General features: G+C 68.1%; 13 protein-coding genes and 2 pseudogenes. 7 read left to right on the plus strand and 8 right to left on the minus strand.

Going from position 1 to position 14,667, the window contains the following annotated elements:
* Window positions 1-6: 6 nt before the first annotated feature.
* Both OHS70_RS05075 and OHS70_RS05080 read right to left on the minus strand, forming a co-directional pair.
* Entirely contained in the window at window positions 7-405 is a 399-nt protein-coding gene (locus OHS70_RS05075) for a hypothetical protein (protein WP_328394095.1), read from the minus strand.
* Window positions 406-486: 81 nt separating this feature from the next.
* On the minus strand, window positions 487-3,735 hold the full coding sequence (locus OHS70_RS05080; RefSeq protein WP_328394097.1) for an ALF repeat-containing protein: 3,249 nt from the start codon (window positions 3,733-3,735) through the stop codon (window positions 487-489).
* A 799-nt stretch (window positions 3,736-4,534) separates the two neighbouring features.
* On the opposite strand from OHS70_RS05080, the gene OHS70_RS05085 reads away from it, so the two are divergent.
* The 4 genes from OHS70_RS05085 (at window position 4,535) to OHS70_RS05100 (ending at window position 8,394) form a co-directional block, all read left to right on the plus strand.
* The gene (locus OHS70_RS05085; protein WP_328394099.1) at window positions 4,535-5,032 is read left to right on the plus strand and encodes a hypothetical protein; all 498 of its coding nucleotides are present in this window, start codon (window positions 4,535-4,537) and stop codon (window positions 5,030-5,032) included.
* Window positions 5,033-5,166: 134 nt separating this feature from the next.
* On the plus strand, window positions 5,167-6,705 hold the full coding sequence (locus OHS70_RS05090; RefSeq protein ID WP_328394101.1) for an FG-GAP-like repeat-containing protein: 1,539 nt from the start codon (window positions 5,167-5,169) through the stop codon (window positions 6,703-6,705).
* A 511-nt stretch (window positions 6,706-7,216) separates the two neighbouring features.
* Window positions 7,217-7,381 (plus strand): helix-turn-helix domain-containing protein, encoded by a 165-nt coding sequence (locus OHS70_RS05095; protein WP_328394103.1) that lies wholly within the window; start codon window positions 7,217-7,219, stop codon window positions 7,379-7,381.
* A gap of 170 nt (window positions 7,382-7,551) precedes the next feature.
* Entirely contained in the window at window positions 7,552-8,394 is an 843-nt protein-coding gene (locus tag OHS70_RS05100; protein WP_328405417.1) for an IS5 family transposase, read from the plus strand.
* Window positions 8,395-8,406: 12 nt separating this feature from the next.
* Here the strand turns inward: OHS70_RS05100 and OHS70_RS05105 are convergent, their stop codons facing one another.
* Complete coding sequence (locus OHS70_RS05105; RefSeq protein WP_328394105.1) at window positions 8,407-8,976, minus strand: dienelactone hydrolase family protein; 570 nt, start codon at window positions 8,974-8,976, stop codon at window positions 8,407-8,409.
* A 57-nt stretch (window positions 8,977-9,033) separates the two neighbouring features.
* Between OHS70_RS05105 and OHS70_RS05110 the strand changes: the two genes are divergently transcribed.
* Window positions 9,034-9,615, plus strand: coding sequence for an ArsR/SmtB family transcription factor (locus tag OHS70_RS05110; protein ID WP_328394107.1), 582 nt, complete (start codon window positions 9,034-9,036; stop codon window positions 9,613-9,615).
* Window positions 9,616-9,706: 91 nt separating this feature from the next.
* On the opposite strand, the gene OHS70_RS05115 is transcribed toward OHS70_RS05110, so the two are convergent.
* On the minus strand, window positions 9,707-10,111 hold the full coding sequence (locus tag OHS70_RS05115) for a hypothetical protein (RefSeq protein WP_328406185.1): 405 nt from the start codon (window positions 10,109-10,111) through the stop codon (window positions 9,707-9,709).
* On the opposite strand from OHS70_RS05115, the pseudogene OHS70_RS05120 reads away from it, so the two are divergent.
* A pseudogene (locus OHS70_RS05120) lies at window positions 9,992-10,464 on the plus strand (IS5 family transposase); the annotation flags it as partial. The gene OHS70_RS05115 and the pseudogene OHS70_RS05120 sit on opposite strands and share 120 nt — an antisense overlap.
* A gap of 61 nt (window positions 10,465-10,525) precedes the next feature.
* Window positions 10,526-11,041 carry a GNAT family N-acetyltransferase gene (locus tag OHS70_RS05125; protein WP_328394109.1) on the plus strand — a complete coding sequence of 172 codons (516 nt, stop codon included), beginning with the start codon at window positions 10,526-10,528 and terminating at the stop codon, window positions 11,039-11,041.
* A gap of 192 nt (window positions 11,042-11,233) precedes the next feature.
* Here OHS70_RS05125 and OHS70_RS05130 read toward each other — a convergent pair.
* The 4 genes and pseudogenes from OHS70_RS05130 to OHS70_RS05145 all read right to left on the minus strand — a co-directional run.
* A pseudogene (locus OHS70_RS05130) lies at window positions 11,234-11,575 on the minus strand (TrmO family methyltransferase domain-containing protein); the annotation flags it as partial.
* A gap of 37 nt (window positions 11,576-11,612) precedes the next feature.
* A protein-coding gene (locus OHS70_RS05135; RefSeq protein WP_328394111.1) for an IS3 family transposase occupies window positions 11,613-12,850 on the minus strand; the annotation gives its coding sequence in 2 pieces (ribosomal slippage) (window positions 11,613-12,524 and window positions 12,527-12,850; 1,236 coding nt in all).
* A gap of 893 nt (window positions 12,851-13,743) precedes the next feature.
* Complete coding sequence (locus tag OHS70_RS05140) at window positions 13,744-14,397, minus strand: DUF6338 family protein (RefSeq protein WP_328394113.1); 654 nt, start codon at window positions 14,395-14,397, stop codon at window positions 13,744-13,746.
* A 6-nt stretch (window positions 14,398-14,403) separates the two neighbouring features.
* Window positions 14,404-14,619 carry a hypothetical protein gene (locus OHS70_RS05145; protein ID WP_328394115.1) on the minus strand — a complete coding sequence of 72 codons (216 nt, stop codon included), beginning with the start codon at window positions 14,617-14,619 and terminating at the stop codon, window positions 14,404-14,406.
* Window positions 14,620-14,667 lie beyond the last annotated feature (48 nt).

The following is a 14,667-nucleotide window of genomic DNA, read 5'->3' on the forward strand; positions in this document are numbered from 1 at the left end:
GCTCCGTCACATGTCGAGGAGGGTGCCGAGCGCGGCGGCCGTCAAGAGGGTGACGGCGAAGAAGGTGCCCAGGAAGACCATGACGTGCTTGGGCGTCGCGCGCTCCATCGTTCCACCGGCGCGGACCAGGGCCACCTGGCGTCGGATGTACTTGGTGAAGACGGCCATGGCCATCAGCAGGCCCAGCATCACGACGGTGTAGAGCTGCAGCGCCGTCTGCACACCCTCGCCCCGCATCGCGGTGTCCCCGACCGCCGAAAGGCCGCCGGCCAAGCCGGGGGCTGTCGCGAGGAACACCTTCCACTTCCTCGGCGTCGCCCAGGACTGCATGACCGCGCCGAACACGATGGCCACCGCGGCAGCCGCGATCCACCAACCAGTGGTGGAGGACCAGAAACTGAACACGGAAGACCCCCTAGGTGCTGCGGAACCGCGTGGATGGGGCAAGCCTGCGACTCGCCCCGTCCACGCGTCTGTGCGGGCTGCTTACCAGGTGAAGATGCCGATCACGGTAGTCGTGACGTCGTAGCCGATGTCCACGATCTTCTCACCGATGACCCTCTCGTCGATGCCTGCTCTGCGGAGCAGGCTCCTCGTCAGCTTCGACTTGCCGATGAAGCTTCCGCCGAGCACGAAGAGGCCGAGAGCGGAATGGAACTCCTTGCTGTCCCAGCCGTATCCCCAGCACGCCAGGCCGGCACTCACTCCTTGCAGACCCCAGGAGGCGTATCCCGCCCCCACAGCGATCGGACCCGCGACCGGCGCGGCCGGCGTCAGCGCCACGAGGCCGGCGACCACCGCGACAACGCCGGCACCGGTGCTCCAGTGGCCGACCGCCGACGACCAGTCCTTGGGGTCCGTGATGTCCTCGGGCCAGAAGCCGAACCACTTGGTGTCACCGGTCTTGTCGTCGTTCTCCGCGTTGTCGGCGGGGTTCGTCCCCGCCTGCGCCTGCTGCGCGGCCAGCTCGGCCGCCTTGCGTGCCGCCTCCCTGGCTTCCTCCACACGCTTCCTGACAGCGATCGCGCGCGCCTCGCTGGCCGCGACCGCCGCCGCCTTGGCGTCCTTGCCGGCCTGGATGGCGGAGGCCCGCGCCGCGGATGCCGAGGACTGCGCATTCACCGCGGACGCCACCGCCTGGGTGGCCGACGCCGACGCCTGGCGCATCGAGTAGTTGGCGCTCCGGGCCGCACCGCGCGCGGTAGCCGCCGCCGCCTTGGCGGCATTGGCCGACACCTGGGCGGCCGCGGCCGACCTGTCGGCGTCTTCGGCGTTGGTCTTGGCCTCGGCGGCCGAGTCGAGGGCGTCCTTGGCGTAACCGTCCGCCTTCGCCTTCCACTCGAGCGCCTCGTTGGCCGCGTTGCGGGCCTCCGCAGCAGCCTGGGAGGCACGCGCCGCGTCCTCTCGCGCCTTGGCGGCGACCTTCGCGGCGTGCGCGATGGCGGCACGCATGGCCGCCACGTGCGTGAGGTGGTCGTGGTCGAGCTGGGCGACGTAGTGCTTGTCCTGGATCACAAAGGCGCGCCGCATGCGCGACGAGCCCTCGAGGAGGATCTGCGCGGCCGACTTCATGTACGGGCCGCCGGTCTGCTGGAGACTGAGGATCTCGACCCGGTCGTCCTCCTTCGTCGCCTCGGCCCATTCGACGGCGAGGAAGTGGTGCAGGGCCTTGGCGCTGCCGTCGTTGAGGGCGGCCTGGGCCTTGGCCTGGACCGCTCTGCCCGGTGCGCCGTTCAGTACCTTCAGCACGGAGATCCGGTAGTGCTCGAGCCCCGCTGCGATGGCGCCGGTGTCGAGGAACCGGGCTGCGGCGCCCGGAGTTTCGTCGACGAGCGTCCGGTGGGCGGCCTCCGCGATGTCGACCACGGACGCCGACGCGAGGGACAGCACGTTCTCGCGGTCGTCCTGATCCAGGGCCAGGGTGCGGTCGGTGCTGATCCAGTTGACCACGTCCTCGTCCGTGCCGGCGAGCGCGTACTCGGCCGCCTCACGGGTCCAAGTGCCGCTCGAGACCAGCAGCTTGACGGCGGCCTGGCGGCCCGAGTCGACGGCCTTGACCGTGTCCCCGCCCAGCAGCGCCGACTCTGCGGCCGCGACCAGGTCCTTGGTCTCCTGGCTGAGCTTCTCCGCCTGAGTGCGCTGCGTCTCCATGAGGAGTGCGTCGTCGGCCTCGGCCTGCGTCTTGAAGCGGGCCAGCGCGATGCCTATTTCCTCGTCCTCGGCGATCCGGGTGGTCTCCGAGTCCCGGGCCGCCTTCTCCACTGCGATCGCTTCGTTGACCGCTTTAGTGGCCGTGTCGGCCGCCTTCACTGCGGCGGCGGCGTACTCGGTGGAGCGCTTGGCGTACTCGACCGCCTCGCCCGCGTGGGCCGCCGCCTCCTCGGCAGCGTCCGCGGCCTTGTCGGCGTGCTCCGCGGCGCTGTTGGCCGCGTCGCGTGCCACGGCAGCCGCGGACGCGGCACGGTTCGCCAAGGTCTGCGCGGTGCCGGCCGCGCGGGTGGCCCGCGCGGCGGCGGCGTTGGCCTCGGCGGCGGCGGCCCGCGCCTTGGCGGCCTGGGACTTGGCTGCGCCCGCCGCGTTGGCGGCGTCGGCCGCGGCGTTGGCGGCCGCGGCCGCGTTCTGGGCTGCGCCCGCGGCCGCCGAGCCGGCGGACGCCGCCTGCTGGGAGGCGATCGAAGCCTGGTGAGCGGCTCCGGCCGCGGTGCGCGCACGGGCCGCGGCGTTGCGGGCGCCCTGGGCCGCCGAGCGGGCGGCGGCCGCCTTGGACGCGTCCTTGGACGCGGCGATCGCGGCCCGGTAGGCGCGGGAGGCGGCACCGCCTGCGCTGGCCGCGGCTGCAGCCGCGGCCTGCGCCGCCTGCGCCGCGCGCCGCGAGGCGGACTGGGCGGTGCGCGAGGCGACGATGGCCGTGGACGCGGCGGCGGCGGCACCGTTCGCGGCGTTCGCGGCGTTGTTGGCCGCCTTCGCCGACTTCTTCACGTCCTGCTCGGCTGCCAGCGCCTCCGCCTTCGCCTCGAGGGCAGCCCCCTTGGCCTTCGCGGCGGCCTCCTTGGCCTCCTCGGACGCGGCGACGGCCTTCTCCGTCGTCAGCTTCGCCCGCTTGCCCTCGCGCTCCACGATCTCGACCAGCTGCTCGATCGTCGCGGCCTCGTCGTCGCGGGCACGGGCGATGAACTGGCCGGACATCAAGAACCGGTCGATCGCATCGCGCGATCCGTCGTCCAGGGCGCGTTGCGCGTACTTCTTCACCTCCGGGGAGGCCGTGTTGAGGATGGTGGTGACCTTCACCCGGCTGTCCTCGTCCCGGGCGGTGTACTGGGTGTCCACCAGGAAGGACGTCAACGCGGCGCGGGTGTTCGTGTTCAGCGCCTTGCCGGCCTCCCGCTTCACTGCGGATCCGCTGTTGCTGCTGACCGAAGTCACCGCCACCCGGAGGTCCTCCATGACGGCGTTGGTGAATCCGTCGGCCATGTAGGCGGCGATCGCGCTGTCCCCTCCGGACAGGGCCGCGCCGGCCGAAGTCTGAACTGCCCTGCCCGACTTGGCGAGTCCGGCGAAGAGGGCCAGGCGGTTGTCCTGCGCCTTGGCCGCCGCCAGCTCCTGGCCGAGGAACGTGGAGACGGCAGCCGAACCACCCACGAGAGCGGCGGCGGCTGACTCGCGGACCGTCTGGCCGCCGAGCTTGTACTCCCACACGGCCTTGCCGCGGTCGGTATCGGGCAGGCCGGTGTCCACAGCGTTGGCCCCGGCAGCATGAGCGGGGCCGGCGGCCAGAGTGATGATCGACGGCAGGGCCGGGGCCGCGGCAGCCCCAGCCAGCGCGGTAAGAATCCGGCGCCTGCTCCACAACGTTGACGACAAAACAACTCGCCCTTCCTGTGTGAATTACGGCGGTGCACGCGCAAACGGATACTGCGCCCAAATTCATAGCGCCTGCGCACCAGCCAAGGCCGTGATGATTACACATCAATTTCTGCGGCACATAGGGCGGCGGCTGCAAAATCGCTTTTGGCCCAGATTTCGACGTGATGTCGCTTCTCTGCCCGTACGCACAATAAATTGCATCGAAAACCAGCCACCCATCGCACGGAATCCACTAATCCAACGTTTACCAAACCGTTATACGCTCGCAGACAACCAATTGACGCTCGCAGTTCCCCGGCTTCAATTCTTGATCATTTCGTTACCTACTCCAGTACAACCCGCCTGAACTGCCGAAACCTGACCGTGGGCCATGTCAGGAAACCGATGCGATTGCCCCGGTTCATCCAGTGGACATCGCCAGGGGCAGCTGAGTTCAATGGAAATAACGCCACGGCCTGAATGGGGGCAGAGCGCTCGACTCTTGCCTCTTCCTGTCGAGCCATCCAGGCAGCCGGCGCGTTGGCTTGAAACCGTCCGATTACTCAACCAAACATTCCGGCAAGCGTTTTCCCTTGCGGTCGTGAGCGGCGCGCTTCTTCATACGGAGTGGGGCGGTGATGGGCATGGAAAAACAGGGAAAGGAGCCGTGATCTAAGTGAGGGAACTTCGCATGAAACTCGTCACTCGTGTCCTTGCGACGGCGTGTGCCGCTGCTGTCGGAGCCGTCCTGTGGTCGACTTCCGCCTCCGGTGGGGGCGGCGACGACGTGGCGCCGGTTGCCGAGGGTGCGCCGGGCTACGCGGTGGAGGACTTCAGCTACCCGAACGCCGACAAGATCCTGGCGGAGCAGAACATCGTGCTGAAGCGCGGTGACGGCCGCATCGTGCTGGCCGACTGCGCGAGCGAGGCCGGGCTGCTCGAGGTGTGGGCCCGTGAGAAGGACAAGATCTGCTTCAAGGTCACCGGCAGCTCCGGGTTCCTGACGATGGAGATCCCGGCCGTGTACGGCGTGAAGGGAAGCGCCGAGCAGACCGCCGAGGTCGACATGACCGTCGGAACGGAAGAGAAGTCCTTCGACGTCGCCAAGGGGACCTGGACCGCGGTCGGCGAGAGCGCCGACCCCGAGGGGCGCGACCACATGCTCGTGGAGATCCGCACCTCCAAGTAGCGCCCCGGAACGGGTTGACGCCGCACCCGGCCGGCCTGCGTACCGGCCGACTTGTCTCCTTTCGAACCTGCCATCACAAGGAACCCACTGAAGCTGGTCGAACGCGATCAGCGCTCTACCTTCAGGGACACTTCATGACCGCGAAACGTTCACGCTCGATGTGGGCGACCGGCGCCGCCATCGCCCTCGCCACCGTGGCGACCGCCGCCCCCTCCTCTGCGCTCACCGGAGCTGACGCCCCGGCACAGCTGAATTACGTCGCGAAGATCAACGTCGGTGAGCAGACGGCCTGTACGGGGACGCTCGTCGACCCGCGATGGGTGTTGACCGCGGCCACCTGCTTCGCCCCGGACGGAAAGCCCACAGCCGGCAAGCCCGCTGTCGCCACCACCGTCACCATCGGCCGCACCGACCTGACCCAGACCGGCGGCAGCGTCCAGCAGGGCATCAGGCTCGTCCCGCACGCCGACCGGGATCTGGTGCTCGTCAAGCTCGCCACCACGATCACCGATCCGGCCGTCAAGCCCGTGCGGCTGGCGACCACACCTGCCACTGCGGGCGAGGAACTGACGAAGGCCGGATTCGGACGTACCAAGACCGAATGGGTGCCGGACAAGCTCCACTCCGGCACGTTCACCGTCGCCTCCACCACGGGCACGACCGTGGACCTCAACGGCTCCGACACGGCCACCGTCTGCAAGGGCGACGCCGGCGGTCCCGCCCTGCGCTCCGTCAACGGCACCCCGGAACTCGTCGCCGTCAACTCCCGCTCCTGGCAAGGCGGATGCCTCGGCAACGATCCCGCCGAAACCCGTACCGGTGCCATCGACACCCGCGTTGATGACATCGGCGACTGGGTCGATCACGCCACCTCCCGCAATTCGGACGACCTCACCGGTGACGGCAAGGCCGACCTTGCGGCCGTCAAGAGCGATGGCATTCTGTGGATCTACCCCGGCACCGGAAACGCGAGCGGCAGCACCTTCGGCACCCGCTTCCAGGCAGGCACCAGCTGGCAGAGCCAGGACGTCATCACCGTCGGAGACCTCAACAACGACGGCAGCGGTGACCTCCTGACCCGTCAGGCATCCGACGGCACGCTGTGGGTCTACCCCGGCACAGGAAAGCCCGGCATGGAGGCCCTCGCCACCCGCTACCAGGTCGGCAGGAGCTGGAAGTCCCAGGACATAACCCGCGCCGGTGACTTCAACAGTGACGGGCTCACCGACGTACTGACCCGCCAGGCCTCCGACGGCACTTTGTGGGTCTACCCCGGCACCGGTAAGCCGGGCATGGACGCTCTCGGCACCCGCTACCAGGTCGGCAACAGCTGGCAGAGCCAGGACGTCATCACCACCGGAGACCTCAACAACGACGGGCGCACTGATGTGTTGTCCCGTCAGGCCTCCGACGGCACCCTGTGGGTCTACCCCGCCACCGGAAAGCCGGGCAAGGACACCCTCGGCACCCGCTACCAGATCGGCAGGAGCTGGAAGTCCCAGGACGTCACGCGCACCGGGGACTTCAACAGTGACGGGCTCACCGATGTACTGACCCGTCAGGCATCCGACGGCACGTTGTGGGTCTACCCCGGCACCGGAAAGCCCGGCATGGACACCCTCGGCACCCGCTACCAGGCCGGCACCGGCTGGGGACCCTACCGCATCATCTGAGCGGCGGGACGATCTCCGATTCTTCCCCGCACCCCCTCTCAAGGGTGCGGGGAAGAGCCCCCGCCTTCCACAACTCGATCCCCTTGCCACGGTCCGGTGGCAGGAATATTGATCAGAAACGCTTTGGGTTCAGGCTCGTTGATGGTGTGTGAGTGATCTGGTGGGGGATGCGCGGACCTGGTCGCCGGGCGCGCAGGAGGCTGTGCGGTTGCTTGCGGTGTCCCGGCGTTGGTGGAGGGCCGGGACCGTGTAGAGGTCGCCGCCCTGTTCAAGGTATCGGCCAGGGCCGTGGACAACTGGTGGGCGAAGTGGCAGGCCGGTGGGCGGGACGCACTGCTGTCCCGTACCCGAGGCCGTCACGCGGGGGAACATCAGGTCCTGTCCGAGGCCGAGCAGGCCGCCATCCGGCAGGCTGTTCTCGATCACACCCCCTGCGACCTGGGGCTTTCCGGTCACCTTTGGACACGCGGGCAGATAGGCGAGCTGATCATCAAGCCGTACCGAGTCCGGCGTGGGCAAGTACCTCAAACGCTGGGGCCTGACCTTCCAACGCCCCGACAAGCGGGCCGTCGAGCAGGATCCGGAAGCGGTCCGCCTCTGGCACGAGGTGACACCTCACAACCAAGATCAGCCGTTGATTGGACAGACCCCAGAACTGGACTGCTCAATCATGTGACGATCGACGCATTGGGTAGATCGAGCCCGTACGCCGCTTCACTCTGGCACTGCGGCCCGAAACCGCTTCGTGGCGGCCGGGCCTGTCCGATAGGTCAGTGACGAGCTGGACCGCCGATCGTTCAGCACTGCGTGGGGCGAGGTGATGTGACTGACTTTGAATGGGCCTAGCTGGAGCCGCACTTGCCGAAGAACACCGGTCGGGGCGGACGCTGGAAGGAACACCGGAAGATCATCAATGGGATCTTGTTCCGCATACGGACCGGCATCCCGTGGAGGGACCTTCCAAGGAGGTTCGGGAGCTGGCAGACCTGTTACGACCGGCACCGGCGCTGGTCCGCGGATGGCACTTGGGAGAGGATCGTCCGGGCCGTCCAGGCCGATGCCGACGCGGATGGCCGGATCGACTGGTCCATGGTGAGTGTGGACTCCACAGTGTGCCGTGCTCATCGACACGCCGCCGGCGCACGCAAGCAGGCGCCGCGGAAAACGGGCAAGCGCACCCGGCCCGCTCAGCACCGCCCCGATGAGGCGCTGGGCCGTTCGCGCGGGGGCCTGACAACGAAAATTCACTTGGCAGGTGAGGGCGCTCTTCGGCCTCTTGCCATGCTGGTCACCCCCGGTCAGTGGGGCGATGCCCCACAGATGATCCCGGTTCTCGACCGCCTTCGCGTGCCTCGGCTGGACGGCGGCCGTCCCCGCACCCGGCCGGACCATCTCAGTGGCGACAAAGCGTACTCGTCACGCCGCAACCGCCGTTATCTGCGGAGTCGGCAGATCAAGCACACCATCCCCGAGCGCCGTGATCAGCGGGCCCACCGCCTGCGCCGTGGCAGCAGCGGCGGCAGGCCCACCGGCTTCGATGCGGCACGCTACGGCCGCAGAAACGAAGTTGAGCGGCTGATCAACCGATTGAAGGCGAACCGGGCAGTGGCCACGCGATTCGACAAGAGGGCGTATGTCTTTTACGGCACCTTGACCGTCGCAGCTCTGCGCCTCTGGCTTTGCGCATGACCCGCCAACAACCTAGCGCGAGCCGAGGAACTCGATCGCCCGCTGGGTCAGGAGCTTGGCAGCGTCCGGGTCGTAGGACGGCAGCGAATTGTCCGCGAACAGGTGCTGGTCTCCGGGGTACAGGAACATCTCCGCATCAGCGCAGTCGGAGACGAGCGCGCGGGCGGCGTCGATGTCCTCGGCGAAGAACGGATCGGCTTCCTTCGCATGCACCTGCACCGGCACGCCGTCAGGCCATGCCGCGCCGAACTCCGACACGGGGATGCAGGCGTGGAACAGGAGCGCGCCCCGCGCGCCCGCCCGCGTCTGCGCCAGCTTCTGGGCGGGCAGCACACCGAGTGAGAAGCCAGCGTAAACGGCGTCCTGCGGCAGGAGTTCGGCCGCGCGGACGCCGCGCTCGGTCATCTCGCCGAAGCCGAGCTGCTCGACGTAGCCCTGGCCCTCTTCCAGGGAGTCGAAGGTGCGTCCGTCGAAGAGGTCGGGCGTGTGGACGGTGTGGCCGACCGCGCGGAGTTCGTCGGCGAAAGCGGCGACTCCGGGCGTCAGTCCCTGCGAGTGATGGAACAGTACGACCTCTGTCATGCCCGAACCCCTTGCTTGCGGGTAGCGAATGATCCGGAAGTTTAGAATAATCGAAGAGTGTCGAACAGTCCCCGTCTCCCCGACTACGACCTCTCCGACGTCACAGATGTGACAGCCCCAGCCCAGCTTCGCGCGCTGGCCAACCCACTGCGCAACGCCGTCCTTGAGCTGCTCCTCGAACGCGCCGCGACGGTGAGCGAACTGGCCGCTGCACTCGGCCGCCCCAAGAGCACGGTCGCGCACCACGTGAGCGTCCTGGTGGATGCCCAGTTGCTGAAAGTCGTGCGGACCCGCCGGGTGCGGGCCATTGATGAGCGCTACTACGGCCGCACCGCGCGCATCTTCCGCGTCGGCACGGTCAGCCCCACAGACGGGGCCGAGGGGCCCTACTGCAACAACGATCTCGCCACGGCCGCGGCCGAGTCGGCCTCCGCACATCAGGCGGATCAGCTCTCCTCGATCGTGCGGCATGTGCGGATCCCGCGGGAGCAGGCCCGCGAGTTCTGGGCGCGGGTGCTGGAGCTTGCCAACGACTACGCGCAACTGCCCCGCGGAGGCGATGTGGTGTACGGCTTCGCTGCCGGGCTCTACCCGACCGACTATCCGGCGCTGCCAGAGGCCGAGTCTGCGGCGGACTGACCTGTACCGCAGGTCGTGTCGTCCGCAGCCACGGCCTGCAGCACTCGAACCTTCACCACCCTGGCCCCATCTCAGGCAGCAACCCACCGAGTCACATGACCTGTCGGACAGGCCCTAGCTGTCGGGCATGGGTGATGTCGGCACAGCTCGCCGGCCCGGCCGGGCTGCAGAACAGCAACCTGCCGTCGGCTTCCGTGACGACCATGGACTTGACGGCGTTCTGCTGTTCTTCCCGGAGATGAACGGTGTTCACCGCGCTCATGGCCCTGGGCGACGCCGATGAGGACCTGAACTGGGCCGTCTCGGGCGCGCTCACCAGCACGCGGCCGGGGCCCCGCAAAGAGTGGCCCCGGCAGGCGAACCGGACAACCATGCCATCGGCCGGTCCCGCGGCGGGCTGAGCACGAAGATTCATCTCGCAGCCGACGCGCACTGCCGGCCCCTCGCCTTCGTTCTCACCGCCGGACAGGCCGGTGATGCGCCCGCCTTCACGCATGATGGCCCGTCTCGCGTCCCACGCCGCCGTGGACAGCCCCGAACCCGGCCGGACGTGGTCCTGGCCGACACGGCCTACTCCTCACGCGCCATCCGCGAACACCTGCGCAAGCGCGGCATCCGGGCGGTGATCCCCATCCCGGCGGACCAGCGGGGCCACCGCCTGCACCGAGGCAGCCGGGAGGCAGGCCCCCGGCCTTCGACCGCGAGACCTACAAGCAGCGCAACACCGTCGAACGGTGCATCAACCGCCTGAAGCAGTTGCGCGGCATCGCCACCCGCTACGAGAAGACCGCCACCATCTACCTCGCCGGACTCCACATCGCGGGCATCTTCATCCGGTCCGCGAGATGAGGCCATCTCTCTGACGGCCCCCGCACACACGCCAGGTCGTCCGGAGGGTCACACTGCGTAGGTGCTGATCAGACGAGAAACCCCCGCCGACCTGGCCGCTGTCCGTGCGGTGACCATCGCCTCCTCCTACAAACCTCACGAGGAGGAACCTGTGGAGGTGATTCTGCGGGACGCATTGCAAAAGGGAGAAAACTGGATCCCAGCGCTCTCGCTGATGGCCGAGGGCGAGGACGGCGCGATCATCGGCCACGCTCTGTGCACCTGGGGCCGAATCGGTACCGCCCGAGTCCCCAACCTCAGCCTGCTCGGTGTTCACTACGACCATCGCCGCCACGGCTTCGGAACGGCCCTGGTCCACGCCACTCTCGCCGCGGCGGACGCCCTCGACGCCCCGATGGTCGTTGTCCTCGGCGACCCCGACTTCTACGGACGGTTCGGCTTCCGCCCGAGCACTGACTTCGGCATCGTCGGCGAGGAACCGGCCTGGGAGCACCTGTTCCAGATCCGCACCCTGGCCGCCTACGATCCGTCCGTACAAGGCGAATTCATCTACCCCGAACCCTTCGGCTGCATCTGACGCCGACGCGGCAGCGAAGTGGAATCCGGCCTGGCTCGGTGATCCAAACGATACGGCCTGGCTAGGGCCGTACATGCAGGCGCAGTGCCCACCGACTCCTGGGTAGATCTCCTTCACGGATGGCTGGCATCGGAGGTGACAGGCGTATGGCGGCGAAGGCGACCTCCCCGATCGCGCATGCACCAAGTGCAGTTACGCCTTGTCAGCCCAGTAGTCGGCCAGCATCTCGCCGGGCCAGGCGGACTCGTGGACCGTGCCACGCGGGCCCATCTCGGCGAAGTATGGCGACAGGTCGTAAATCTTCGTGCCGACCACGGCGTCCAGATCGGTCACCCGCAACCTGAGCCCGTCGACCTCAAGCAGTCGGGGGAAGCTTTGTGCCAGCTGGTTGGGGCGCCGGTGGTTACGGTGAGCGAACGTCCCGGTCGCCGGCCACTGCGCGTTCCTCCGCGGGCTGCGGGCGTGGTACTCGACGTCGCTAGGGGACGCCTGGTCGAAGTGCCAAACGACCACCAGGTGGGAGAACTCCTCCAGGGGCCTTCCCCCGTGAAGGTGGGCACGCGGTTATTGATCACGCGGCGAGCGTGAGTGTAGCGGTGTGGTGTCGGTGTTCGTATTCGTTGGGGCTGAGGTGGCCGTTGGCGGAGTGTCGGCGGCGGGTGTTGTAGCGGGTTAGCCAGGCGAAGACGGTCCTGCGGCAGGTGTCGGCGTCGCCGTAGTCGTGGGTGCCCTGGAGGGTCTCGCGTTTCAGGGACGCGTGGAAGCTTTCGCAGGCCGCGTTGTCGGCGCTGGTGCCGACTGCGCCCATCGACCGGGTGACCCCGAGGTGGTCGCAGAGGCCTGCGAAGGCCCGGGATCCGTATTGGGCCCCGTGGTCGGAGTGGAACACGGCGCCGTCCAGGCCGCCTCGGGTCGAGGCTGCCATCCGCAGTGCGTCGGCGACCAGGTCGGTGCGCATGTGGTCGGCGATGGACCAGCCGACGACCTTGCGGCTGAAGCAGTCCAGCACGGTCGCAAGGTAGAGGAACTCCCCGCCTGCGAGCGCGAGATACGTGATGTCGCCCATGTACTTCCGCCCCGGCTCGGTGGCGGTGAAGTCCCGCTGGAACAGATCTGGAACCGGTGAGGCTGCCGGGTCCGGGACGGTGGTGCGCACGCGTCTGCGCAGGCGGATGCCGGTGATGGAGAACGTCCGCATGATCCGGGCGACCCGCTTTTCGTTGACCCGCCGCCCTTTCTCGCGGAGCTCGGCGGTCACTCGCGGGGAGCCGTAGGCGCCGCCGGACTCGCCGTGGACCTCGCGGATCTCCTCGGCCAGGATCCGGTCCTTGTGCTGCCGGGCGGCCCGGGCCTCGGCGCCGGCGAGCCACTTGTAGTAGCTGGATCGGTTCACGTCCAGGACGTGGCAGAGCCGCTTCACCTCGTAGATGTCCCGGTGGTCGTCAACGAACTGGAAGCGGCCCCTCACCAGTTCGTCTCTCCGGCGAAATACTTGGCCGCCTTGCGGAGGATGTCCCGCTCGGTGGCGAGCTTGCGCTCACTCGCCTCGAGTTCTGCCACCCGCGCCTCCAGCTGCCGGACCCGCTCGTTCGGATCGGCGGATGGCGCCGCCTCCCGAGGTTGGGCGTCCGGCTTCGCAGCAGCGGCGGTGATGCCACGGCGTTCGCGGTCCCGCAGCACCCACTCGCGCAGGGTGGCCCGGTTGACGCCCAGGTCGGCGGCGATGCTCTTGTAGGTCGCCCCGGGTGTGGACGCGTACAGGCCCACGGCATCGGCCTTGAACTCGTCCGAGTAGTCCTTCATCGCCATCGGCGGTCTTCTCGCTTCCTCCGGATCAAGCAGATCCAGTATCAGCGTGTCCCCCACTCAGGGGGAGGCCCCCCTTCTGATGCAGCCGACCCCAGACACCACCCGCCACCCGCCACCCGCCAGAAACGGCGTGCTCCGTCGGCTTCGACGCCCCGAAACACGGCGACATTGATCATCTCTGATGTTGCCTACTCCGCCCGTGTGCGTAGTTGGCGCATTAGTTCCGCAAGCGCCAGCAGGCTGATTAAGGGCGAAATGGCAGCGAAGAGCAGGCCTACCGCGTCATCCTCTTTGCTGAGAGAAGCCCATAGGCTCCAAGCAAGCGCGGCTGCTACGCCCGTCATGGTGAGAACCCAGGAAGATGATTCGTGACGGCCATCAATGATCGCTGCTGTGACGCCCAGTCCGCCGCAGACCATAAGTCCCATGACCAATGCTGCATGGACCCAACTGGGCACTCCGAGGGCTCCGTCAAAGGCCGGTTGGGCGTCCAATTGTCGGTAAGTGGCCCACAGGCTGCCGGCATAAACCACCATGAGCGCCGACAGGCTCAACATTCTGATCAGCTGTCCTAGCACGCTGCGCTGCTCTCTTGCCACTGCGCCCCCACCGTTGAGCTGCTTGCCGCGATGAACCCAAGGATGCCAGCAGCAGCCAGCCCTCGAAAGGGGAATGCGTAACCTGATTGAACTGCATGACGCATGCAGTTGGGGCAGAGGGCGGTCCGAAACCAGGCGCCGAAAGGCTTCTCCGTCGATGGGGCTCTTAGTGTGCTGGTCTCACGGCGTAATGGCGGAGGACTACCGATCATGGGTCGGGATCGCCGGTTCGGCTAACCGGCGATCCCGCGCTATGAAGCTTTGAGGCTGCAGCCGCTGCGTGGCGCGTACCACTCAATTTCCTGGGGCGCGATTCACGGGAACCGCGGTGATCTCGATGAGCCGGATGTGTCCGCCGGGGATGATGACATAGTCCGCGTCCGAGGGCTGCGGGCGGTCCTCGCCAGGGCTGCGGATCGAGATGGGGTGGTGCAGGGCGACGTCGCGGTAGTAGGTGTCCCGCTCGTCGGAGACCATGTGTCCACTGCCGTACACAAGCGTGCCGTCGTCCATCAGCACCTGCACCTCGGGATCTGCCTCGCCGCGCCGGGGCTTGAGGAGTTCGGCCCATACGGTGCCCGGCGCGGTGGACCAGATGCTGGCGCCGCTGCGGCGGCCGCGCAGCTCGCCCAGCACGATGCACGCGAGCGTGCTGAGGGAGAGGACGAGGACGCCGGACCGCACGAGGTGCCAGGCATGCGAGCGGGCGTACGCCGCGCCGGACAGAGCGCCATCGAGCGTGGTGAGGCCCGGCAAGTGCTCGGCGAGGGCGAGGACGCCCGCCGCGGCGGCCAATGTCGCGAAGGTACCGACCGTGAACAGTTCGGCGATCTCCCGTGCCGCGCCTTGGCGTTCGCGCAGGCCGTGGCGTTCGTAGCGGACGAGGTAGAGATAGCCGGGGACGGCCGCGTACAGCAGGGCCGCGAGTCCGGCGAGGTTGGAGGGCATGGGCGGTCACTCGGCGGGTGGGAGTGTGGGCGGGGCGGGTGGGTCTGGCGGGGCAGGTGGGGATGCGCGGCGGTCGGTAGGCTGGTATCGGCCCTTGAGGATGCCCAGTGGGCGGTCCTCGTCCGGTTCCGCGTCCTCGTCCAGCAGGTCCCGCAGCGCCTTGGCCTCCTCTTCCGCGGAGACCGCGGATTGTGTCGGCTGCGGCTCCGTCTCGTCCGTCATCGTCGTCCTTCCCGTTCGTTGTCGAGCGTCATCGTCGTCCTCCAGGGG

Origin of the sequence: Streptomyces sp. NBC_00390, assembly GCF_036057275.1 — a bacterium.
In the GTDB taxonomy this organism is placed as follows: Bacteria; Actinomycetota; Actinomycetes; order Streptomycetales; family Streptomycetaceae; genus Streptomyces.

Coding starts and splice junctions, on each gene's coding strand:
- OHS70_RS05090 (WP_328394101.1), top strand. CDS start 5,167: ATGACCGCGAAACGTTCACGCTCGATGTGGGCGACCGGCGCCGCCATC.
- OHS70_RS05145 (WP_328394115.1), bottom strand. CDS start 14,619: ATGACGGACGAGACGGAGCCGCAGCCGACACAATCCGCGGTCTCCGCG.
- OHS70_RS05105 (WP_328394105.1), bottom strand. CDS start 8,976: ATGACAGAGGTCGTACTGTTCCATCACTCGCAGGGACTGACGCCCGGA.
- OHS70_RS05115 (WP_328406185.1), bottom strand. CDS start 10,111: ATGCGTGAAGGCGGGCGCATCACCGGCCTGTCCGGCGGTGAGAACGAA.
- OHS70_RS05085 (WP_328394099.1), top strand. CDS start 4,535: ATGAAACTCGTCACTCGTGTCCTTGCGACGGCGTGTGCCGCTGCTGTC.
- OHS70_RS05140 (WP_328394113.1), bottom strand. CDS start 14,397: ATGCCCTCCAACCTCGCCGGACTCGCGGCCCTGCTGTACGCGGCCGTC.